Annotated in this window: 22 protein-coding genes; 12 read left to right on the top strand and 10 right to left on the bottom strand. The window is 66.0% G+C overall.

Translation table 11 applies throughout. From position 1 onward, the window contains the following. Positions 1 to 24 precede the first annotated feature (24 nt). Positions 25 to 2595, top strand: coding sequence for an ATP-dependent DNA ligase (locus tag FHJ30_RS02165; RefSeq protein ID WP_139027636.1), 2571 nt, complete (start codon positions 25 to 27; stop codon positions 2593 to 2595). Between the two features lie 175 nt (positions 2596 to 2770). On the opposite strand, the gene FHJ30_RS02160 is transcribed toward FHJ30_RS02165, so the two are convergent. Beyond that, positions 2771 to 3031, bottom strand: coding sequence for a hypothetical protein (locus FHJ30_RS02160; RefSeq protein ID WP_139027635.1), 261 nt, complete (start codon positions 3029 to 3031; stop codon positions 2771 to 2773). A 520-nt stretch (positions 3032 to 3551) separates the two neighbouring features. Between FHJ30_RS02160 and FHJ30_RS02155 the strand changes: the two genes are divergently transcribed. Next, on the top strand, positions 3552 to 5168 hold the full coding sequence (locus tag FHJ30_RS02155) for an MFS transporter (protein WP_139027634.1): 1617 nt from the start codon (positions 3552 to 3554) through the stop codon (positions 5166 to 5168). A gap of 289 nt (positions 5169 to 5457) precedes the next feature. After that, the gene (locus tag FHJ30_RS02150) at positions 5458 to 6567 is read left to right on the top strand and encodes an FUSC family protein (RefSeq protein WP_139027633.1); all 1110 of its coding nucleotides are present in this window, start codon (positions 5458 to 5460) and stop codon (positions 6565 to 6567) included. Here the strand turns inward: FHJ30_RS02150 and FHJ30_RS02145 are convergent. Further along, on the bottom strand, positions 6517 to 7323 hold the full coding sequence (locus tag FHJ30_RS02145; RefSeq protein ID WP_139027632.1) for an SDR family oxidoreductase: 807 nt from the start codon (positions 7321 to 7323) through the stop codon (positions 6517 to 6519). The two genes, FHJ30_RS02150 and FHJ30_RS02145, sit on opposite strands and share 51 nt — an antisense overlap. Positions 7324 to 7575: 252 nt before the next feature. Between FHJ30_RS02145 and FHJ30_RS02140 the strand changes: the two genes are divergently transcribed. Further along, positions 7576 to 7893 (top strand): hypothetical protein, encoded by a 318-nt coding sequence (locus tag FHJ30_RS02140; RefSeq protein WP_139027631.1) that lies wholly within the window; start codon positions 7576 to 7578, stop codon positions 7891 to 7893. 46 nt (positions 7894 to 7939) lie between these two features. Here FHJ30_RS02140 and FHJ30_RS02135 read toward each other — a convergent pair whose 3' ends face one another. The 6 genes from FHJ30_RS02135 to FHJ30_RS02110 form a co-directional block, all read right to left on the bottom strand. Beyond that, a complete protein-coding gene (locus tag FHJ30_RS02135) occupies positions 7940 to 8263 on the bottom strand; it encodes a GNAT family N-acetyltransferase (protein ID WP_139027630.1) in 324 nt (107 codons plus the stop codon). 233 nt (positions 8264 to 8496) lie between these two features. Continuing rightward, positions 8497 to 9807, bottom strand: a complete 1311-nt coding sequence (locus FHJ30_RS02130) for an acyltransferase (RefSeq protein WP_139027629.1) — start codon at positions 9805 to 9807, stop codon at positions 8497 to 8499. Positions 9808 to 9956: 149 nt separating this feature from the next. Then, entirely contained in the window at positions 9957 to 10808 is an 852-nt protein-coding gene (locus tag FHJ30_RS02125; RefSeq protein WP_139027628.1) for a class II fructose-bisphosphate aldolase, read from the bottom strand. Then, on the bottom strand, positions 10808 to 12274 hold the full coding sequence (locus FHJ30_RS02120) for a GntP family transporter (protein WP_139027627.1): 1467 nt from the start codon (positions 12272 to 12274) through the stop codon (positions 10808 to 10810). The genes FHJ30_RS02125 and FHJ30_RS02120 overlap by 1 nt, the downstream gene beginning before the upstream one ends. A gap of 213 nt (positions 12275 to 12487) precedes the next feature. Further along, positions 12488 to 13387: an NAD(P)-dependent oxidoreductase gene (locus tag FHJ30_RS02115; protein ID WP_139027626.1), complete on the bottom strand. Its 900-nt coding sequence runs from the start codon at positions 13385 to 13387 to the stop codon at positions 12488 to 12490. A gap of 19 nt (positions 13388 to 13406) precedes the next feature. Then, a complete protein-coding gene (locus tag FHJ30_RS02110) occupies positions 13407 to 14885 on the bottom strand; it encodes a four-carbon acid sugar kinase family protein (protein ID WP_139027625.1) in 1479 nt (492 codons plus the stop codon). Between the two features lie 157 nt (positions 14886 to 15042). On the opposite strand from FHJ30_RS02110, the gene FHJ30_RS02105 reads away from it, so the two are divergent. Both FHJ30_RS02105 and FHJ30_RS02100 read left to right on the top strand, forming a co-directional pair. Continuing rightward, positions 15043 to 15747 (top strand): FadR/GntR family transcriptional regulator, encoded by a 705-nt coding sequence (locus tag FHJ30_RS02105; protein WP_139027624.1) that lies wholly within the window; start codon positions 15043 to 15045, stop codon positions 15745 to 15747. A gap of 120 nt (positions 15748 to 15867) precedes the next feature. Then, a complete protein-coding gene (locus FHJ30_RS02100; protein ID WP_139027623.1) occupies positions 15868 to 16080 on the top strand; it encodes a dodecin in 213 nt (70 codons plus the stop codon). A gap of 93 nt (positions 16081 to 16173) precedes the next feature. On the opposite strand, the gene FHJ30_RS02095 is transcribed toward FHJ30_RS02100, so the two are convergent. Then, complete coding sequence (locus FHJ30_RS02095) at positions 16174 to 16389, bottom strand: hypothetical protein (protein WP_139027622.1); 216 nt, start codon at positions 16387 to 16389, stop codon at positions 16174 to 16176. A 128-nt stretch (positions 16390 to 16517) separates the two neighbouring features. Then, positions 16518 to 17420 carry a helix-turn-helix transcriptional regulator gene (locus FHJ30_RS02090; protein WP_139027621.1) on the bottom strand — a complete coding sequence of 301 codons (903 nt, stop codon included), beginning with the start codon at positions 17418 to 17420 and terminating at the stop codon, positions 16518 to 16520. 194 nt (positions 17421 to 17614) lie between these two features. On the opposite strand from FHJ30_RS02090, the gene FHJ30_RS02085 reads away from it, so the two are divergent. From FHJ30_RS02085 to FHJ30_RS02060, 6 genes are all read left to right on the top strand, one after another. Then, complete coding sequence (locus FHJ30_RS02085) at positions 17615 to 18436, top strand: aldo/keto reductase (protein ID WP_139027620.1); 822 nt, start codon at positions 17615 to 17617, stop codon at positions 18434 to 18436. A 24-nt stretch (positions 18437 to 18460) separates the two neighbouring features. After that, positions 18461 to 19432, top strand: a complete 972-nt coding sequence (locus FHJ30_RS02080; protein WP_139027619.1) for an aldo/keto reductase — start codon at positions 18461 to 18463, stop codon at positions 19430 to 19432. After that, positions 19426 to 20454 carry an SDR family oxidoreductase gene (locus FHJ30_RS02075; RefSeq protein ID WP_139027618.1) on the top strand — a complete coding sequence of 343 codons (1029 nt, stop codon included), beginning with the start codon at positions 19426 to 19428 and terminating at the stop codon, positions 20452 to 20454. The genes FHJ30_RS02080 and FHJ30_RS02075 overlap by 7 nt, the downstream gene beginning before the upstream one ends. Before the next feature lie 70 nt (positions 20455 to 20524). After that, positions 20525 to 21358, top strand: coding sequence for an aldo/keto reductase (locus tag FHJ30_RS02070; RefSeq protein ID WP_139027617.1), 834 nt, complete (start codon positions 20525 to 20527; stop codon positions 21356 to 21358). Between the two features lie 133 nt (positions 21359 to 21491). Further along, positions 21492 to 21758, top strand: coding sequence for a GlsB/YeaQ/YmgE family stress response membrane protein (locus tag FHJ30_RS02065; protein ID WP_104996554.1), 267 nt, complete (start codon positions 21492 to 21494; stop codon positions 21756 to 21758). Positions 21759 to 21869: 111 nt separating this feature from the next. Further along, the gene (locus tag FHJ30_RS02060) at positions 21870 to 22355 is read left to right on the top strand and encodes a hypothetical protein (RefSeq protein WP_139027616.1); all 486 of its coding nucleotides are present in this window, start codon (positions 21870 to 21872) and stop codon (positions 22353 to 22355) included. Positions 22356 to 22484: the final 129 nt, after the last annotated feature.

Raw genomic sequence — 22484 nt, 5'->3', positions numbered from 1 at the left:
ACGCAGCGCCGGAGGTGAAGCCCCGTGCCCGCCGCTAAGGAGCGTGTCCGGGTTGCCGGCCGGGAACTGACCCTCACTAACCTGGACAAGGTCATCTATCCGGCCACGGGCACCACGAAGGCGGATGTCCTGGCCTACTATGCTGCAGTGGGCCACGTCCTGATCCCCGCTGCAGCCAACCGGCCGGCCACCAGGAAACGGTGGGTGAACGGAGTGGGGACCGCCGAGAAACCGGGCGAAGTGTTCTTCCAGAAGAACCTTGAGGATTCCGCCCCGGGATGGCTCCCCCGTGCAGCCATCACCCACAAGGACCGCACCATCTACTACCCCATGGTCAACGACCCCGCCACGCTCGCGTGGTTCGGCCAGATCAATTCGCTGGAAGTCCATGTCCCGCAATGGCAGGTGGATTCACACGGGAACCAGCTGAATCCGGACAGGCTGGTACTGGACCTGGACCCGGGCGACGGCGCCGGCCTCGAGGAGTGCGTGGAAGTAGCCCTCCTGGCGCGAACCATCCTCCAGGACGTGGGCCTGGACCTTGTCCCGGTGACCAGCGGCAGCAAGGGCATCCACCTGTATGCTGCCCTGGACCGAAGCCAGACCTCTGACCAGATCTCCGCCTTCGCCCGGGAACTTGCCCGCGCCCTTGAGGCCGACCACCCGGACCTGGCCGTCAGTGACATGAAAAAGACCCTGCGCAAAGGCAAGGTCCTGGTGGACTGGAGCCAGAACAACGCGGCCAAGACCACCATTGTGCCGTACTCGCTGCGCGGCCGCCCCACCCCCATGGTGGCTGCGCCCCGGACCTGGGAGGAGATCGGCTCCCCCGGCCTCACGCATCTGGACTATAAGGCGGTGATCCGGCGGGTGCAGGAGGGCAGGGACCCGTTCGCCGCCGTCGTCAACGCCGGCAATGACCCCAAGCTGGAGAAGTACCGCTCCATGCGTGATCCCCAGGCCACGCCGGAGCCGTTCAGCGGCGCAGCCGGCACCGGCGACGCTTTTGTGATCCAGGAGCACCATGCGAGCCGGCTCCACTTCGACCTTCGGCTGGAACACGAGGGCGTCCTGGTGTCCTGGGCGCTTCCCAAGGGCGTCCCGGACAGCGGCGGGAAGAACCACCTCGCCGTCCAGACCGAGGACCACCCGATGGACTACCTCACCTTCCACGGCACCATCCCCCAGGGGGAGTACGGCGCCGGCGAGATGACCATCTGGGACACCGGAACGTATGAACTGCACAAGTGGATCAACGGCAGGGAAGTCATCGTTACCCTGAACGGCTCCGAGGGCGGCGGGCTGGGCGGCAGCAGGAAGTTCGCCCTGATCCACACGGGGCGGGGGCAGGGCAAGGATGCCGAAGGACAGTGGCTCATCCACCTCATGGACAAGGAGCCACGGAGCGGACGACGGCGGCACGCACCGCCGAGGGAAGGGCAGGAGGAAGTGCCGGACGGGAAGGAGGCCCCGGAAGAGGCGCCCAAGGAGGCCGTACCGACGAAGGCAGTACCGACAAAGGCCGTACCGACGAAGGCAGTACCGACAAAGGCAGTACCCACTAATACGGCGACGGCAAAGAGGGCAACGACGGCGGAAGAACAGGCGGCACGGGCAGCGACGGGCACGGCTGCCTCGCCTGAGGAGTACCGGCCCATGATGGCGACCTCCGGTGATGCAGCGGACCTGCAGGGCAGCAACTGGCAGTTCGAACTCAAGTGGGACGGGGTTCGCGCCATCCTTGTGGGAGACGAAAAGGCGGTACGGATTTTCAGCCGCAACGGCAATGATGTCACCAGCACCTACCCCGAACTTGTGGATCGGACCTGCTGGCCGGCCCAGCCGTTCGTTGCGGACGGCGAGATCGTGGCCATCGGCCCGGCAGGCAGGCCCGACTTCGGGCTCCTGCAGGGAAGGATGAAGCTCACCCGGCCAGCCGACGTCGCAAGGGCCCGGACTGCCATTCCCGTGCAGCTGATGCTTTTCGATCTCCTGCACCACGACGGAACGGACCTCCGGAGGCTGCCGCTCGCCAAGCGCCGGCAACGGCTGGAGGACTTCTTCACCCCATCAGGCTGCCCCGCCGGGCTATCCCCGGTCCTCGAGGACAAGGTGGAACACATCCTGGAAAGCGCCCGGGAACTTGGCCTTGAAGGAGTGATGGCAAAGCGGACGGACAGCCGGTACGTGAGCGGGCAGCGGACCCGTACATGGATCAAACTGAAAGTGGAGCAGACGCAGGAGGTTGTGGTGGGCGGCTGGCGTCCGGGCAAAGGCGGGCGCCAGGACACTGTGGGCTCGCTGTTGGTGGGAATCCCGGACGGCGACAAGCTCCAGTATGTGGGCCGGGTGGGCAGCGGATTCAGCGGCCGGGAACTCGCCGAGCTCCGCCAGACCGTGGACCGCCTGGCCCGGAAAACCTCGCCGTTCCTGGACGTTCCGCGGCCGGACGCGGCGGACGCGCACTGGGTGGCGCCGCAGTTGGTGGGCGAGGTGACGTACGGCGAATGGACCGGGACCGGACGCCTGCGCCACCCGCGCTGGAGGGGCTGGCGGCTGGACAAGGACCCGGCAGAGGTAGTGCGCGAAGACTGAACCGACGGGCCGCACGCACGTTTGCCTCCAGCTCCCGGCAACCGACTTGGATGGCAGTCCTGGACGCGCATATTGTCCCGGGACACGGAAAAGGCCTGGCGACACGGGTATTCGGGTGTCACCAGGCCATTCACGCGTCGCCAGGGCGGATGCGCGTCCTGGAAGCGGTCCGCTCCTAGGACGAGTGCGGCATCTGCGGCCGGCTGGTGCGGTGGATCGCCGTTACTGCGGCGCCCTGTCCCATCCGGCCGTGGGCGGATCCGCGCTCCTTCGGGTGCCGCCGCTTTCCGTTGCCGTCCGGCCAGGTCTGCTGGCCGCCAGCCCCCGCGGGGGAAAGCGGTGCTGCCGCACCCGGCAGGTCCGGAGTTTCCATTGCCGCCGCAAGGTGGTCCGCAACCTCTGGACTGATGTGGGATTCACGTTTTTCGTCAGCCATTTGTTCTTCCTTTCCACAGATGAAGTGCTATCGAGAGTGACCAGAGCTGGGCCCCCATTAAGAACTTTCGAAGCGGCCCGCAGTGGCATGGCCGCAGGCGCCCCTACTTGAAAGAAAGTGTTTCCATGGAACAACCTTAGGGACGCTCACGGCACCTGTGAACCCCCTCCGCCTGGGCCATCAAAGTGCACCTGAAACGGCGGCCGGATCCACGCCCGGCGGCTTCTGCAACGGCGTGGTCGCGGTCACTTTTGGCGCTGTTTCAGGGCAAATATGCGGGGGTGTGGCGCGTTCAACGGAAAAGATTAGGTAACGATGGGCCTGGTCCCGCCGCATGCCAGTGATGGCGCGGGAAAAGCCGGGAAAAGAATTCGGGCAAACCTGCTGAATACGGCTGCCAAACGGGTGATCCTACGGCATAAACCACGCAGGCGCTACGGCATTCGCGTAAAATTGAAGGCCTGCCCGGAGCGGGGCAGCTACAAGTCGCAAGCAAATGACCTCCACAGGAGTTGCCCAAATGCCCACAGACCGAAGCACGACCGACTCTTCCGCAGGCGCTACCAGCGCCTCAGGAACCAACCAAGCTACACCCCCTGGCGCGCCGTCGTCGGCTCATTCCAAGAGCCCGCGCAAGCCGAAGCTGCTCGCGCGCCGCCGACTCAAGGAGTCGGACGTTAATGTCGTCAACCAGCCCATGCTGAAAAAAGCCCTCGGCGGAACCATCGTGGGCAACACCATGGAATGGTACGACGTCGGCGTGTTCGGCTACCTCATCACCACCATGGGTCCGGTGTTCCTGCCGGAGTCCGACCCCACCACCCAGACGCTGTTCCTGCTGGGCACCTTCGCCGCCACGTTCATTGCCCGTCCCCTGGGCGGCGTGATCTTCGGCTGGATGGGCGACAAGATGGGCCGGCAGAAGATCCTCGCTGCCACGCTGATGCTGATGGCTGCGAGCACGTTCGCCATCGGCCTCCTGCCCGGTTACGCCCAGATCGGGCTGTGGGCCGCAGGCCTCCTGGTGCTGCTGAAGATCGTCCAGGGCTTCTCCACCGGCGGTGAATACGCCGGCGCCACCACGTTCGTCAGCGAATACGCCCCGGACAAGCGCCGCGGGTTCTTCGCCAGCTTCCTGGACCTGGGCAGCTATTTGGGCTTCGCCATCGGGGCCGCCCTGGTCTCGGTCCTGCAGCTGACGCTCGGGCAGGCAGCCATGGAGGAGTGGGGCTGGCGTATTCCGTTCCTGGTGGCCGGGCCCCTGGGCCTGATCGCGGTCTACTTCCGGAGCAAGATCGAGGAGTCCCCCCAGTTCCAGGCCACCCTGGACGCCCAGGAGGATCTCGCGAAGCATGCGGCGTCTTCCGACCAGGCAACGGCGAAGGGCCCGGTGGGCATCGTCAAGGCCTACTGGCGCTCCATTATTGTTGCCATGATCCTGGTGGCCGCAGCAAACACCGCCGGCTACGCGCTGACGTCATACATGCCCACCTACCTCACAGAGTCCAAGGGTTACGATCCGGTGCACGGCACCCTCCTGACCATCCCCGTACTGGTGGTCATGAGCCTCTGCATTCCGCTAACTGGAAAGTTGTCGGACCGGATCGGCCGCCGGCCCGTCCTGTGGATCGGCGCAGTCAGCACAGTGGTCCTGGCCACTCCGGCGTTCCTGCTGATCGGCATCGGCGAGATCTGGTCCACCCTGGCCGGCCTGGCGCTGATCGCATTCCCGGTGACGTTCTACGTCGCCAACCTGGCCTCCGCCCTCCCGGCGCAGTTCCCCACCTCCAGCCGGTACGGGGCGATGGGCATCGCGTACAACTTCTCGGTGGCCATTTTCGGTGGCACTACGCCGTTCATCGTGGCAGCCCTCATCAGCGCCACGGGCAACGACATGATGCCGGCGTACTACCTGATGGGTACCTCGCTGGTGGGTGCCGTGGCCATCTACTTCCTCAAGGAGTCGGCCCAGCGCCCGCTGCCTGGATCCATGCCCAGCGTGGATACCCAGGCCGAAGCCCGCGAACTGGTTGCCACGCAGGACGAGAACCCGCTGATCAACCTGGACGAACTCCCGTTCGAGACCCAGGACATCACTGACGCACGCGAAGCCGAAAAGGTTCCTGCTGGCGCCTAGTTGATGGACGCCTGCTTGACCGGCGCCTGGTCGACCAGGCGCCTAGTCGACCAGGCGCCTGGTTGCGCACCCGGGGGAACAGGTCCTCCCGGTCCGGGGCACGTCTTGCAGCCCACGCTCAGAAGGCCCGTCCGCGTGTTTCCCATGGGGGAAGCACGAAGGGGCGGGCCTTTGGCGCGCCGGCCATAATGACGTTCCAAGTCCTGCAGCGGGCACTGGACATGACCGGCCCAACCCCGCGGTGATAACTTCCAAAAGGCCACTAATGAACAGCAAGGGGTGATGAGCCATGGAACGCGTCCTCCTGCAGGTGCGCGCGCTCCATCGGTTGGGACCGGCCAACAACGACCACCTGGCGGCGCTGCGCGTTGCCCTCAGCGTTGCGGTTCCGTCGCTCCTGCTCCTGGCAATGGGCCGCGCAGACCTCATGATCTACGCCGTCTTCGGCGCCCTGACCGGCATGTACGGACGGTCGGAGCCGCACCAACTCCGGCTCCGGCACCAGTCCCAGGCCGCCGTCGTCCTGCTGGGCGGTGTAGCAGTGGGCGTATTCCTCTCCGCCAACCATCTCCACTCGTGGTGGCTGGTGGGCGTAGAGGCCCTTCTCGCCGGCGTCGGATCGGTCTTCGCGGACCGTGTGCGGCTCAAGCCCAACGGACCTTTCTTTGGGATCCTGGCGCTGGGGGCCTGCGCTTCGGTGCCCACCGTGGTTCCGTGGCAGGTGGCCATGCTGATCGCCGCAGGGTCCGCCGCGTTCTCCATGCTGGTGGGCTTCGGCGGCTGGATCCGCACCAGGTCCTGGCAGCCTGGCGCCGTCCGGGCTGCCCCGGCCGTGAGCCCTGCCGGGCACCGCGGGGTGCTGGCGCATGCTTCCCGGTACATCCTTGCTGTGGGGGCCGCGGGCACCGTAGGTGTCCTCACGGGCAGCGGCCATCCGCACTGGGCAATGGCTGCCGCCGCCGTGCCGCTGGCGGGAGCCGACCTTCCCAGCAGCGTCCGGCGCGGAATCCACCGCATCGTGGGGACATTCGTGGGGTTGGCCGTGACCGGCGTCGTGATCATTCCCGGGCCGTGGTCCCTGTCAGGCCTGTTCCCGGGTCGGGAGGCCGTGGTGCTCGCCCTGCTGGTAATTCTCTTCCAGTTCACCACCGAGCTGTTCATGGCCCGCCACTACGGCCTGGCCATGGTTTCCTTCACGCCGGTCATTTTGCTGATGACCCAGCTCGCAGCCCCCGCAGATCCACTGGTCCTGATCCTGGAGCGCGGCGTGGAGACCCTCGTGGGGGCGCTGGTGGGAATCGGCGTTGTGGTGGTTGTACGGCGGGCAGGGTCACGCTCGCCGGCCGCTCTACTGGGGCTTCAGCCCCTGCTTCGGTTTCCGCGGCGGCCCCGCCACTAGCCTTGCCGGCGCCACCCGGGCCACGGCCGCCACTACCTTGTACCTCTTGGAGGGGACCGAGACCGCCTTGCCCCGGGCGTTGTCCGCCAGGCCTTCCCGCACCACCCGCTCCGCGTGCAGCCAGGCCCACGACGGCGCCACGGACTTGTCCATGCCCATCCGGTCGTGGAACTCCGTGTGGGTAAAGCCCGGACACACCGCGGTGACCTTGATGCCCTGCTTCGCATAGGCAAGGTTGGCCCAGCGGCTGAAACTCACCAGCCAGGCCTTCGCGGCGGAGTAGGTGCCGCGCGGCAGGAACGCGGCGATACTGGCCACGTTGATGATCCGGCCCTCCCCCCTCTCCAGCATGCCCTTGAGGGCAGCATGGGTAAGCTCCATGGCCGTTTCCCCGTGCAGTTTGAGGTGTTTCTTCTCCTCGGAGATGTGGTTGTCCTCGAAGTTGTGCAGCAAGCCGATCCCGGCGTTGTTGACAAGGATCCCCACCGGCCGCCGCGCGTCGGAAAGACGTTCGACGACGGCGGCCACGCCGGCGTCGTCCGTCAGGTCGGCGGGAAGTACCTCAGCAGTGGCTCCGTAGCGCCGTTCCAGGCCCGCCGCGGTTTCCTCGAGGCGTTTCCGGTTCCGCGCCACCAGCACCACGTTGCAGCCCTGGGAGGCGAGCTGGCGCGCGAACTCGGACCCCAGGCCCGCGCTGGCCCCGGTGATCAGGGCTGTGTTCCCGGAAAGATCCTGCTGTGGGTGCGGCGTGGTCATGCTGCAAGCCTAGCGAGGCCCCGCCGGCTCTTGCGCCGCTGGCGGCGTTGAGGCTCCTGTGGCTCCTGGCCGGCCCGGCGGGTGGAGGCTGCAGTGGCGGCGCTGGCGGCCAGCGAGCCGGGGACGTGACACCCAACTTGCCGAAGAATTAGTAAGCATGCTTTGCTTATGGGGTAAATGAACCTCCGCAAGCAGTTCGCGGCGGGGCTGCCAACGCCGGCAGCTTCGTGAAGAAGCCCAAGGATGAACATCATGACCACCGCTACAGACAACCAGCTTACGGTGCCCGGGGAGCCCGCCGCAGCAGCAGGAACTCCGCTGGGCTTCACCAGGCCCGCAGATATGGGCTTGCTGGTGACGCTGAATTCACGCATGCACTGCCGTGCCCCGATGCAGCTGGTGGATCCGGAAGCCCTCCCCGTTCGGCTTCCCGTGTATGTGGACGGAACCACGGTGGTCCCGGTGGGCGTGGGCATGGGTGCGGTCTCCGAGCACGTGGAAACCTACCGTTGCGCCTGCGGATTCACCATCGACGTCCCGGTCCTCAGCGGACACGCGCTGGCCAGCTGACTCCGGCCAGGGGCAGGGAGCTCCGGATCGGGAGGGCGCCGAAGGCTCAGGGCCAGTCGACGAACTGTTCGTACCCCTCATGCTTGCGCAGGTAGCCTGCAATGAAGGGGCAATGGGGAATGATCCGCTTGCCGGTGGCTACGACGTCGTCGAGGGCGAAATGGGCCAGCACCTTCCCCAGGCCCTGGCCTTCGAAGCCCTCGGAAGTTTCGGTGTGGCTGAAGTCGATGTGCCCGGGTTTGTCGTCAAAGAAGGATCGAACAGCCAGTTTCCCGTCCACCCGCAGTTCATACCAGCCCTCTGCATCGTTGCGTGCCAGCGAGACGTCCGGGCTGAACTGGTCTTCGGTGGAAGTCATGTTCTCGGTCATGGTTCGACACTGGCACTACTTCACTCCGCTGGCAATGCCCCGGGCCCCCAGTGTCCTACCCAACCGGAAGTGGCCGGGGGCGGTGATGCCAGGACTGAATGTCAGCTCCCGCTTCACCGACTCCCCCGCCAGCTGGAGCGCCGGCAACAAGAACCGTGTTGAACGGGTACCGGTTATCCCGCCAACGGCATGACCAGCACCAAGCCAAGGCGGTGAGCCGGCCAACGGGTTGCCTACCGGAACAGTTCCTTGGCTGTGGGAGCGGATCCGGTCCGCAGCGGGCGCCGCATGCCGTGGAGCAGCACCAGTGCCACCAGGAAACAGGCCGCCCCCGCACCCAGCAGTCCCAGCGTCAGCCCGTTGATCGCGGCCCCTACCGCGGGGGCGAAGACAACCACGACGGCGGCCGCCACCGCCAGGGTGGGCCGACGGCGGCCGCGGAAGGGCGTCGTCGGCCGGTCCTCCAGGCGGCCAAATGCCGCCACGGCCGGCAGCAGCAGCAGGAGCAAGGCCAGCAGGACAAGGGGCCGTGCCCACCACCACTCCGCCGTTCCGGCGGCAGGCTTGGGGACGGAGGTGAGGAGGAGCAGTCCTGACATTCCCACCAGCAGCGGAAGGTGCCACAGGTACACGGTCAGCGAGCGGCCGCCCGCCACCCGCAGCATCGTCCGCACCCAGCCGAGGGAGCAGAGCGGCACGAGTGCAGGCCGGGCCAGTTCTATCAGGGCGGCCTGCGAAATGCCCAGGAGGAGGAGGGTCAGGTTCGGCGGGTTGAGGTTCACCAGCATGTTCCCGGAATACAGGCCCAGGGCTGCGACAAAGCCGAGCAGGAGGTTCGCGGCGAGGATGAGCGCAAGCAGGCGCGACTTGGAGAGCCTGGCGAAGCGGCCGTCAGCCGCCAGGAACCCCAGTTGCTGCACCGCGCACCACAGGAACACCAGGTTGGCATACGCGAGCAGGGGCAGGGTCCCGCGGAGGCAGTCAATGGCCACCACCAGGGCAGCGAGGACCCCCATTGCCAGCCAGGGGCTCCGCGCATGGAAGGCGGCCAGCAGCGGAATGGCCAGTTGCGCCGCCAGGTACGCCGCAAGGAACCAGAGCGGCATTCCCGCACCGGCAGCCATCAGCTGCACCGCCTGCGGATGCACGCCCAGCAGCCCGGCCGTCCAGAGCCCAAGGAACATTGCCGCCAGCAGGGCGACGGCGGGCCGCACCATCCGCAGGAGCCGTGCGTGGAGGAACTCGGCGGCGGTGCCGCCCTGGGCCTTGAGCCGCTGCCAGGACTGCAGCCCTGTGGCGCCGCCGGCTACGAAGAACAGCGGCATGACCATGAACACCCAGATCACGGGCTCGAACCAGTCCTGCTCGGCCAGGGTGTTATGGGTGGTGACTGTTCCGTCCGGATGGAGGACGGGGCTGACCATCATGGAGTGGCCAACCACCACCAGTGCCAGGCAAATGAACCGGACAAGGTCGATCACCTCGTCACGGCTGGCTGCCGGTCCGGGCTGCGGGGATGTCCCCTGCTCCTGTACGCCGCCCACGTTCAATCCTTTTTGCGGAAACTGCTTGATACAGCTCCATTGTGCGCCCGGAAGCAGGCACAGGTTAAGGGTGCGCCTGTGAAGGGCCGGCGCAACGAAGGGAGGCCAGGATCATGGGTTGATCCTGGCCTCCTCCGGCGGGAACAAAGTCAACGCGTGAGCGTCGCCAGCGCCGTAGTTGCGAAGTCGCGGGCCGAGCTGTTCCAGTGGCCCAGGAGGGCCTGCAGGTTCTCGCCGTCGGCGCGGTGTCCGGGAAGTTGCTCCTCAAGCGTTGCCAGGATGCCGGTGCGGAGTTCTGTGTTGAAGTTGACCTTGCCAACGTTCATGGAGGCCGCCTTCACCAACTCCTCCGCCGGGATGCCGGAGGCCCCGTGGAGGACCAGCGGAATGTGGGTGCGCACGGCAATGTCCTGCAACACGTCCCAGCGCAGCTGCGGCTCGCCCTTGTACTTGCCGTGGACGTTTCCGACGGCGACAGCCAGCAGTTCCGCCCCGGTCCGGGCCACGAAGTCCTCCACCACGGCGGAGTCGGTCAGGCCGGCCACGGCGACGCCGGACTGGTCCGCGCCGAAGGCGCGGTCCTCGTCGCCGGCGAGCCCGCCCAGCTCGGCTTCCAGCACCACGTCCGGGCCCAGCAGCGCGCGGGCCGCCTGGACCAGCGCAATGTTGTCCTCGTAAGGAAGGGAGGAACCGTCGGCGAGGACGGAATCCGCCCCTGCCGCGACGGCGTCGGCCATCACGTGAAGGTCCGTTGCGTGGTCAAGCTGCACGGCCACCGGGACGGAGGCAGCGTCAGCGAGGCCGCGGAGGGCCCCGATGAGGCGCAGGCCGTTCGACGTGGCGGCAGTCTTGGGGGCCACCAGCAGGATGGCGCCGCGGCCGGATTCTTCCGCCGCCGCCACTACGGCCAGCGCCGTGGTGAAGTCGTAGCAGGTGAAGGCCGGGACCGCGGAACCGTGCTGGAGGGCAGAGGTAACCAGGTGGTCGAGTCGGGTGCGCATCAGACGCCCAGGCCTCCCACCAGGATCCAGGCCACGAAGGTCAGCACGAAGCCGGCCAGGCCCAGGATGGTGGTGAGGACGGTCCAGGTCTTGAGGCCGTCGGAAACGGTGAGGCCGTAGTAGCGCACCACCGTCCAGAATCCGGCGTCGGTGACGTGGGACAGGCCCAGCGAACCAAAGCCGATGGCGATCACGATCACGGCGATTTGGGCCGGGGTGTAGCCGCCTTCCATCACGGCCGAGGTCAGCAGGCCGGTGGTGGTCACGATGGCAACGGTGGCCGAACCCTGCGCGGCGCGGAGGGCCAGCGAGATCACGAAGCCCAGTGCGATGACGGGCAGGCCCAGGTGGTCCAGGGTCTGGGACAGGGCAGCGCCGATCCCGGAAGTGCGCAGGACTTCACCGAACACGCCGCCGGCGGCCACCACCATCAGGATGGAGGCGATGGGAGGCAGCGCGCCCTCGAAGATTTCGCCGGTTTCCCTCAACGACCAGTTGCGGCGGACGGCCAGCAGGAAGAAGGACAGCGCGACAGCCACCAGGAGCGCGAAGAACGGGTTGCCGATGAACGCCGCCAGGCCGTACCAGGAGTTGTCCTTGGGGATGGAGAGGGTGCCCAGGGTGCCCAGCAGGATCTGCACAATCGGGGCGGCGATGAGGAAGATGATCAGGCCGGGACGGGGCGGGGCAACAGCCATGGCGCCGGGGCCGTCGTGGCCCACCTTGACCAGCGAGTCGGAGCCGAATTCCTCAACCTGCGCCTTGACGGACGGGAGGAGTTCGTAGTCCTTGCGGTTCATGATGCTGGCAACCCAGTAGGACAGGAAGCCCAGGGGAATACAGATGGCCAGGGAGATCAGGGTGATGAGCCCAATGTCGGCACCGAAGACGCCGGCACCTGCCACGACGCCCGGGTGCGGCGGAACGGCCACGTGGATGGCGAGCATAATGCCGGCCATGGGCAGGCCGAACTTCACCGGGTGCACGTTGGCGATCTTGGCGAAGGCATAGACGATGGGCACCAGCACAATGACGCCGACTTCAAAGAAGACCGGGATGGCCACCAGGAAGCCGACGGCGGTGAGGGCCACGGCAACGCGTTTGGCACCGAGTTTTTCGGTGAAGTGGGCGGCGAGGGACTGGACGCCGCCGGAAACCTCGATCATGCGGCCCAGGACGGCGCCGAGTGCAATCAACAGTGCCACCTTGCCCATGGTGCTGCCCACGCCGTTGGCCACAACGGTGAAGACGTCCTTGAGCGGGATCTGGGCGGCAACAGCCACCAGGATGCTGACGGTGAGCAGGGCAACGAAGGCCTGGATCTTGAAGCGGATGATCATCACCAGCAGCAGGGCGATGCCGAGTGCTGCGATGGTCAGGAGCAGCGGAGTGCCGAGCTCCACCGCGGGTTTGATGGCCGGAGTTTCAGCCGCCCGCACGATCAGCGGGTACATCAGGTGGTTCATTAGGGAGTGTCTCCTTTGACAAGCCAGTCTTCCAGAAGACGGGCCATCAGGCGCTGGTTGTTTCTTAGTCGGGGAATCGCATGGGGCACGACGACGGCGGAGGGGGGACCGCCGTCGTCGCACCTTCGCTTGGGAGTTCTTGTCCAGCTATGCAGGCCTGGAGGGCCCTTGAGCCGGCATATCTGGACAAAAACTCCGGAGGGAGGGGAAGGGTTAGCTGGTGCGCTTGGTGGGGGCGACAACCTTGATGACGGCGGAGTCGTCGGCGGCGGCGAGGCCCTGGGCCTGGCCCAGCAGGTAGAGCTGCTCGGCAGCGGCGGCAACCGGGGCCGCCAGGCCGGCGGCACGGGTGGCCTTGCCCACGATGCCCATGTCCTTGACGAAGATGTCCAGGCGGGAGAGGACCTCGGCGCCTTCCTCATTGTAGGCCTCGAGGATGCGCGGGCCGCGGTTGGAGAGCATGAATGAACCGGCAGCACCCGCCTCGAGGGCGGCGAGGGTCTTGGCCTGGTCCAGGCCCAGCGCGTCGGCCAGGGCCAGGGCCTCGGCGGCGGCGGCGATGTGGACGCCGCAGAGGAGCTGGTTGACGGTCTTGAGGGCTTGGCCGTCGCCGGGCTTGTCGCCCACGACGGTCAGTGTGGACGCCAGCAGTTCCAGCGCGGGGGCTGCCTTTTCGCGCGCTTCGAGGGACGCGCCGACGACGATCAGCAGGTCGCCTTCGCCGGCACGCTTGGGGCCGCCGGACAAAGGTGCGTCAACGAGGTCCACGCCGTATTCGGCCAGCTTGGCCACGGTGGCGGGGATGGCTTCGGTGCCCACGGTGCTGCCCAGGATGACGACGGCGCCGGGCTCCAGCACGGAGGCCACGCCGTTCTCGCCAAAGAGGACGTCGTTGAGCTGCTCGCCGTTGCGGACCGCCAAGAGCACCGCGTCGGCACCCTTGGCCGCCTCGCGGGCCGAGGCGAAGGTGGCGATGCCGGCCTCTTCAGCGAGCTTCAGGCGCGGCTCGGCGATGTCGAAGCCGTGGACGGTCAGCTGGGAAGCAAGGCGCGTGGCCATGGGCAGGCCCATGGCGCCCAGGCCCAGGACGGTGACGGTGTAGTTGCTGGTCATGGTGTTCTCCTGTGAACGGTTAGAAAGTGGCGCTGAGCTTGCGGGTGACTGCGGCGAGTGACTGGTCATCCCCCACGTTGCCGGCGAAGACGATGTACGGGATACCCTTGGCGGGGCCGTCAACGGGCTCCCAGAGGGAGACGATGCCCGGCAGCATGGGGCCGCGGACAATGGCGTGGCGGATTTCCAAGCCGTGCGCGGCGACGTCCGAGGAGGTGATGCCGCCCTTGGCGATGACGAACCGCGGCGGGAAGGTCTTCAGCGTCCGGTTCACCACGGCGACGACGGCGGCAGAAACAGTGCGCGCGATCCGCAGGCTTTCGGCGGGGTCGTCCGCCTTGATGAGCAGCCGGCTGGTGTGGACGATGACGTCGCCGCTGTGAAGGGCCTCGACGACCGTATCCACGGTCTGGTCCAGGTGGGCGTCCGCATCCGGGCCGAGGAGCTTTTCGACGTCGATCTCAACGATGCGGGCGGAGCTGTGCTGTTCCGTCAGCGCCTTGAGCTGGCGGGTGGTGACGCCGACGTGTGATCCGACGACGATGAGGCCGCCGGCCTCGGAGGGGGTGTTGCCGGCGTAGGCCTCGGCGCCGCTGAGTTCGGTGCGGATTTCCTGGCCGATCCGGGCACGGACGAACGGCGGGCCCACGCGGTAAAGGAGCTTCTTGCCGCGCCGCTCCGCTTCTTCCAGGCCGAGGGACAGGGCACGGAGGTCGTTTTCGGTGACGATGTCCGCCACGATCGGGGTGGAATCCGTGGCGGCTTCGATGGCGTCGGCGATGGCGTGGGCGGAGATGGCTGGGTCCTGGGCAGCCCCGCCGGCGCGGATGATGTTGAGGTCCAGGACGATGACCGTGTCCGCTGGGAACCGGCCCTTGGACTTCTCCTCGACGTATTTGGCCATCACGGAGGTGGAAAAACCGAAGGTGGCATCCTTGGCGAATTCCGTCTCGGACACGGGGATGAGGGTGCCGGCCGCGTCCCCGGTGCCGCGCATGTAGTGGACGCCGCCGATGGTGACCCGCCCGGCGTCCGGGAAGGCAGGGACCAGCACAACGCCGTCGGTCTTTTCCCCGCTGACCTCTGACACCGTAACGGCAATGACGTCCGGTTCCAGCGGGTAGTGGCCGCGGAGGGTGGAATCGCTGCGGCTGACGAAGCCAAGGCTTAGCTCCCCGGGAGACCCCGCCGCGGTGAGCGCATTGCGCACCACTTCTTCATTGCGGGCAGCGGCTTCAGCAGGGTCCAGGCTGCGGGTATTGGTCAGGACATAAACGGCTGGCTTGGACTGCCCGAAGGCCCAGATGAAGTCCTCCACGTCCCAGCGGGTGAGCACCGGCAGATCTGCCACGGACTGCGTTCCGGTGGGGTCGTCGTCGAGCACGACCAGTACGCGCGGGGTTTCCGCGTTGGCGGCGGCCAAGGTGCTGGCCACCAGTTCGGCGGGAATCGGGACCTCGGCCGGGTACGCGGCCAGGACGTCTGCTTCAAGCGTCACAATGCACTCCGTTGTGTATCGATCCTCGCGGATCCTGATGTAAAGGTATCTGTAAGATGTCAGACATCTTGCATTTGGTTGCTAGTGTGGCACAGGACATAACGACGCGCAAGTAGACTTGTCAGACATATCCAATGACGGAAACAACGGGGGCAGCATGGCGAGGCAATCACTGGTGGGCCAGGTGGCGGACGAGCTCCTGGACCGCATCATTGCCGGTGAGTTCCCGCCCGGCGCCACCGTCCCCGGAGAGCATGAGCTCAGCGCCCGGCATGAGGTCAGCCGGATGACGGTCCGCGAGGCAATGAAGACGCTCCAGGCGCAGCGGATCCTGAGCGTCGAGCGGGGACGGGGCACCTTTGTGAACCCGCTCAACCGCTGGGCGTCGCTGGAAGCCGTGCTGCGGGCCGCTTCCGAAGGCAAGAATGAGGCTGATGCCTCCATCCAGCTCATCGAGCTGCGGCGGATGCTGGAAACGGGCGCATGTGAACTGGCGGCGGGACGAATCAGCGACGCTGACATCCAGGCCCTGTATGGCTACGTGGCTGCGATGCGTGCCGCCCATGATGTCAACGACGTGGCTGCATTCGTGGACGCGGACCTGGCCTTCCACGACCTGATCCTGCATGCCTCCGGGAACGTTTTTGTGGCTGTGCTGTTCGAGCCGCTGCACCGGGTCCTGGAAAAGCGGCGCACCGAAACCTCAGCTTTCCGCGAGATCCAGGAGCACGCGATCGGCCATCACCAGAACATCGCCGAGGCGCTGGAATCCCGCGATCCCGTGCGCTCGCGGCAGGCCATGGATGCCCATATGCAACAGACCCTGGACGACCTCAGGAACCTGGTCCTCGAGGCGAAGTAGCCAGTCCAGCCTGGGGGCGGTGCGGAACATCCGGATAAGGGCTGGTCAACGTTCCGGCGGTGCCACTAGTCTTCAAGGACCGCCCGCAACCGGGAGCACCGTTGATCACGAGGAGCGAAGTTGTCCAACCACACGTACAGCATTTCTGAAATCGTCGGCACATCGGACCAGGGAGTGGACGACGCCGTCCGCAACGGGATCGCCAAGGCCTCCCAGACACTCCGCAACCTTGACTGGTTCGAGGTCAAGGAAATCCGGGGCCATCTGGAAGAGGGCAAGATCGCGGACTGGCAGGTCACCATCAAGATCGGTTTCCGACTCGAAGAACATTAAGTCCCGCTCAGCTGGCCCGCAGTTAACGTCGACAAACCCGATCTTGGAGACGTTGGCTGCGGGCCGGTCCGCTTGTAGCCACTTCGCCTTTAACTAGTTCGCCGAGACCGCGCCGGCCGAGCGCCGCCGCCAAGCGGTTGGAACGCCGTCGAACGCTGGAAACACGTGTCCTTCGAAGAAGGACAGCACGGTGTGCGGGTCATGGTCCGGGCTCCAGAGGCCCGAGGCCGGGCAGTGCGAGCCAGTGGCCGTGGAGGGGGCGCCGGCGGCGGCAGCCTGGCGTTCCTTGAGCAGTGCGATGCGTTTCATCGTTGAGACCATCCTTGGAGGAGAAACCTTGTTCCTCCAGCCTAGGAAAAGCGCAATCTTTCCCCAATGGGCTCGTGGCCAGAAACCCGTGCCCTCACTGGCCAAAAGTCCAATGGCTCCGGCCGCTGTCACTCCCTGGTTTCGGCCGTGGCCGGGGCGGAGCTGCGGCCGGATTCCCGCTCGGCCGCCGGCCCGTGCGCTCCCAGGCTGCCGAGCAGTGCAAGGGCGTCGGCGGACGGCGAACCGGCCCTGGCCGAATACACCCGAAGCGCCTGGGCGGGATCGTCAGGGAGGACAAGGTTTTCGAAGTTCAGCTCCAGGTCCCCGACGGCGGGATGGTGCAGCCGCACGTTTCCCGCCGACCGCGTGGCCACCCGGTGCCCGGCCCACCATTGGCGGAAATGCTCGCTGTGGACCGCAAGTTCGCCCACCAGCTGGTTGGCCTGGGCATCGTTGGGGTGCCGGCCTACGTCCAGCCTCAACGCTCCGGCCGCTTCGGCCGCCACGGTTTTCCAGTCGCGGAAAAGCTCACGGGCGGAAGGATCAAGAATGAGCCAGCGGGTCAGGTTCCGCTCGGCGGCCGGCAGCGCGGGGAAATCCGCAAACAGCAGGAAGGCCATCCTGTTGCCGGCCAGGACGTCACTGCGCCGGCCCAGCACCATGGCCGGCACGTCACCCATCGCGTCAAGGAGTTGGCGCAGCGCCGGACGGACAGCCTGGGCGCCCGGGGCGCTGGACCGCGCGGATCCTGCACAGTTTTCCAGCAGGTCCATCATGTGCGCATGCTCGCTGCCGTCCAGCCTCAGTGCCCTCGACACTGCTTCAAGGACGGTCCGGGACGGATGGATGTTCCGGCCCTGCTCCAGCCTGACGTAGTAGTCGGTGCTGACCCCTGCCAGCCGGGCGACTTCTTCGCGGCGGAGGCCGGGAACCCTGCGGGCACCGGAGGTGGGCCCCGCCCCGGCATCCTCAGGGCTCAGGCGGGACCGCATGGCTTTGAGGAATTTTCCGAACTCGGCGCTTTGACCCATGCAGACCATTGTGCCCGGCATGGTGGTTCTCTTCTACAACGAAGGTAGGACTGCGAGTCCTAGGAAAAACAGAATCAGGTTCCCCTGCTGATTTCCCGGCCAAAAGTGCATAGGCTCGAAAGCGAGCCAGCGGAAACCGCTTTCTCCCGTCGAGCCACCGGCACCCCCACCCCAGCATGTTTCAAGGAGTCCCAATGTCAGAGCTGACACTGAACAACGGCGTCACCATCCCGCAGCTTGGTTTCGGCGTCTTCCAGGTACCGCCGGAGGACACGCAGCGGACGGTGGAGGACGCCTTCGAGGCCGGATACCGCCATATCGACACGGCCGCTGCTTACCGGAACGAAGCCGGCGTGGGTGCGGCGATCGCGGCCACCGGCATTCCCCGCGAGGACATCTTTGTCACCACCAAGCTCCGGAACGGCGAGCAGGACCGCGCGCAGGAAGCGTTCCAGAACAGCCGCAAGGCCCTTGGCCTCGACTACGTTGACCTCTACCTCATCCACTGGCCGGTCCCGTCGCAGGACTTGTACGTCCAGGCCTGGAAGGAGATGGAGCGCCTCTACGAGAACAACCAGATCCGCGCCATCGGCGTCTCCAACTTCCTCGCCGAGCACCTGGACAACCTGCTGAAGTCCTCGGAGATCGTCCCGGCCGTGAACCAGATCGAGCTGCACCCCAGCTACCAGCAGGCAGACCTCGCGGCCAAGTGCCGCGGCCTTAGCATCGCAGTGGAGGCCTACAGCCCGCTGGGACAGGGCGGCGACCTTAACGGCGATGCGGTGACGGGCATTGCCAACGCCCACAACGCCACCCCGGCGCAGGTGGTGCTTGCCTGGCACCTGGCCCAGGGCAATATCGTGATTCCCAAGTCCAGCCAGTCCGCCCGGATCCGGGAGAACTTCGCGGCGTCCGCCCTTACCCTCTCTGAGGATGAGCTTGCCGCCATCAGCGCCCTTGAGTCCGGTGCCCGCGTCGGCGCCGATCCCGCCGTCGCCGCCTTCACCCAGCTGTAGCACCCCAGACCAAAGGATCCAGTCATGCAATACACCCACCTGGGCCGTTCCGGCCTGAAAGTTTCCCGCCTGTGCCTGGGCACCATGAATTTTGGTCCGCAGACGGAGGAAGCGGATGCGCACGCCATCATGGATTCGGCCCATGAGCAGGGCATCAACTTCTTCGACACCGCCAACGTCTATGGCGGGGCCGGCCACCGCGGCTGGACGGAGGAAATCATTGGCCGCTGGTTCGCCAAGGGGGGCGAGCGCCGCGAGCACACGGTCCTGGCCACCAAGCTTTACGGGACCATGACGGACCGGCCCAACGAGTCCAAGCTCTCCGCCTTGAACATCCGCCGCGCCCTTGACGCCAGCCTGAAGCGCCTTCAGACGGACTACATCGACATCTACCAGTTCCACCACATCGACCGGGACACCCCCTGGGACGAAATCTGGCAGGCCATCGAGGTGGCGGTCCAGCAAGGCAAAATCCTCTACTCGGGCAGCAGCAACTTTGCCGGTTGGCACATTGCCCAGGCCCAGGAAGCGGCCAGGCGGCGCAACTACACCGGCCTGGTCAGCGAGCAGTCCATCTACAACCTGTTCATGCGCCAGGTGGAGCTGGAAGTAATTCCGGCCGCACAACAGTATGGGTTGGGGCTCATCCCCTGGTCGCCGCTGCAGGGCGGCCTCCTGGGCGGTGTGCTGAAAAAGGAGCGCGACGGCGTCCGCCGCACCGAGGGCCGCGCGGCCGAAACGCTGAAGAAGCACGAAGACCAGATCCGGCAGTACGAGGATTTCGCCGATGAGCTGGGCCACGAGCCGGGCGACATTGCCCTTTCCTGGCTCCTGCACCAGGCTGCCGTCACGGCACCCATCGTGGGACCGCGGACCCAGGAACAGCTCGACGCCGCCGTCCGGGCATTGGACGTAACCCTGGACGCCGACACCCTTAAGCGGCTGGACGACATCTTCCCGGGGCACCGCACGGCACCGGAAGACTACGCGTGGTGAACCCACCCATCCCTGACGCCGGCACGGTGGCGCCGAGGAGCATCCTTTTCCTCGGCGGCACCGGCGTCATCAGCGCGGCGGCGGCACAACGCGCCGTCGAGCTGGGACACCGGCTGACCATCCTCAACCGGGGCCGGTCCACAACGCCGGTCCCGGAGGGGGCCGAAACCCTCACCGCGGACGTGCGGGACGCCTCCGCGGTCCGCGCAGTGCTGGCCGGACGCGATTTCGACGCCGTCGCGGACTTCATCACGTACACCCCTGACCATGCCAAGGCCAGCTTGGACCTGTTCACGGGCCGTACCGGGCAGTACGTGTTCATCAGCTCCGCCTCCGCTTACCAGAAGCCGCCCACCCGGCTTCCGATCCGCGAGTCGACGCCCCTGAAGAACCCGTTCTGGCAGTATTCACGGGACAAAATAGCCTGTGAGGAACTGTTCTACCAGGCCTACCGGGAGCAGGATTTCCCGCTCACCGTGGTGCGCCCTTCCCACACCTATGACCGCACCAAGATCGCCATGGTGGGCGGCTGGACGGACATCCACCGGATGCGGGCGGGACTGCCGGTCATGGTGCACGGTGACGGGACCTCGCTGTGGACGCTGACGCACAGCAAGGACTTTGCGAAGGCTTTTGTGGGGCTGCTTGGCCTGCCGCAGGCGGTAGGCGAGAGTTACACCATCACCTCCGACGAGTACATGCCGTGGAACCAGATTTACCGGCTGTTCGCCCGCGCCGCTGGTGTTGCGGACCCGGAGCTGGTGCACGTTGCCTCCGAAACCATCGCCGCGCACAGCGAGGACCTGGGCGCGAACCTGCTGGGCGACCGCTCCCACTCAGTGATATTCGACAACACCAAGATCAAGTCCTTGGTCCCCGGCTATTGCGCCACCATTCCCTTCGCCGACGGTGCCCGGGAAATCGTGGACTGGCACGACAGGAACCCTGGCCTCCAGGTGGTGGACCGGCAGTTCATGGACCTCAGCGACCGGTTGACCGGCTGGGCCAGGCAGGGTGCCTAAGCAGGCGGCGCTTTCCACTATTCTGCGTATTCAAGGGCCAGGACGGGACGATCCGGGAGAGACTGTTGGAATGACACTTGCACCGCTGATCAAACTCAATGACGGCTACTCCATTCCCCAGGTGGGCCTTGGCACCTGGCCGCTGGACGACGACCAGGCGGCCACCGCCGTCGTGCAGGCCCTGGAAGCCGGATACCGGCACATCGATACCGCCGTGAAATACGGCAACGAGCAGGGCGTGGGCAACGGTATCCGGGCCGGCGGCGTGGACCGTGCCGAGCTGTTCATCACCACCAAGCTGGATGGCCAGTTCCAGGGGAACGACAGGGCGGTGGAAGGACTGGAAGGGTCACTGAGGCGGCTGGGGCTCGATTATGTGGACCTGCTGCTGATCCACTGGCCCTTGCCTGCCCGGGACGAGTACATCTCCACGTGGAAAACTTTCGAGCGGCTCCAGGCGGAGGGAAAAGTGCGCTCCATCGGCGTTTCCAACTTCAAACCCGCCCACTTGGAGCGGCTGATGGCCGCAACGGAAGTGGTCCCCGCCGTCAACCAGATCCAGCTGACTCCGGCGGTCACCCGCGCTGCCGAGCGGGAATTCCACGAAAAACACGGCATTGTCACGGAGTCCTACAGCCCGTTGGGAGGCGCCGGGGCCAACCTCCTCGGTGCGCCCATCCTTTCCCAACTTGCCGAAAAGCACGGAAAAACGCCCGGCCAACTGGTCCTTCGCTGGCATGTTCAGAACGGAATTGTAACGATTCCGAAAACGGCGAATCCGGACCGGATGAGGGAAAACCTGGACATCTTCGATTTCGCCCTGGATCCGCAGGATCTAGCGGAATTATCCGTCCTGGATGAAGGTCCCGGTGCAGGCAATGATTCCGACGTGACGGGGCACTGAAAGGGGCCTGAAGAGGGCCTTTCCATGAACCCGGGGTTGGCAAACAGATAGTAAGCATGATTACTATTGAGGCAGAAGGATGAAGTGCTTCCGGGATCCGGAGGCCTCCTTTACTTAGGAAGAGGAACGAAAAATGGGATTTCTTGCATTTCTGATTCTCGGACTTATTGCTGGTGCGATCGCTAAGGCGATCCTCCCGGGCCGGCAGGGTGGCGGCTGGATCATCACCCTCGTCCTGGGCGTCGTTGGAGCACTCCTCGGCGGCTGGATCGGCGGAATGATCTTCGGCAGCGGACTGCAGGAGTTCTTCTCCCTGCAGACGTGGCTGCTGGCCATCGGCGGTGCGCTTATCGTGCTGCTGGTTTACGGCATGGTCACCAAGCGCGGCGCGCGCGGCTAAATCCCGCGCTAGCCAGGAAACCGGCCCGGGGACAACATCCCCAGGCCGGTTTTCCTATCTCCCGGCCTCTCTGGCCGGAAGTGAAACCTTCTCAGTGAGCAGGAGTTCAGCATGAAAAACAAACTTCTTTTGGGCGTTGGAATTGCCGCCGGATATGTGCTTGGTTCGCGTTCCGGCCGCGCCGCTTACGACAAGCTCAAGGCCCGTGCTGCGGGCATTTGGGACAGTAAGCCTGTACAGGACAAGGTTGCCGTTGCCACGGAGGCCATCAAGGAAAAGGCTCCCGAGGTCGCGGATCAGCTGAGTGAAGCCGCCCGGCGGGCGGGTACGGTGATTGGCTCGGCAGTGCACCGTGAAGGCTCCTCCGGTTCCTCCGGTGAGGCAAAGTCTTCGGCGTCGCCCTCAACGTCCGACGGCGCCACGACGGCGGGTGCTTTCGGCACCTCAGTTCCGGGTACTTCGGCCGGGGCCTCAGGCACCGGCACTTCAGGCACCCTGGGTGGCGACGACCTTGGCGAGGACCACATCCCCGCGCATTCCACCCACCCGGAAACCCTGAACCTCGGCACCTCCGACGAGACCGATTCGAAAGCCTAGCCCGGCATCCCGTCCGGCCTGCAGTGGCCGGTAGCACTTGACAGCGGGAAACTGGCAGGTTTGTGCTACAACTGAATGGCTTTGCTGGCCGTCGCGATCCTTGGGGGACGCGGCGGCCAGCGACGTCTC

The organism is Arthrobacter sp. BB-1 (assembly GCF_006151685.1).
Taxonomy (GTDB): domain Bacteria; phylum Actinomycetota; class Actinomycetes; order Actinomycetales; family Micrococcaceae; genus Arthrobacter.
This window is presented reverse-complemented; position numbering and strand designations above follow the sequence as displayed.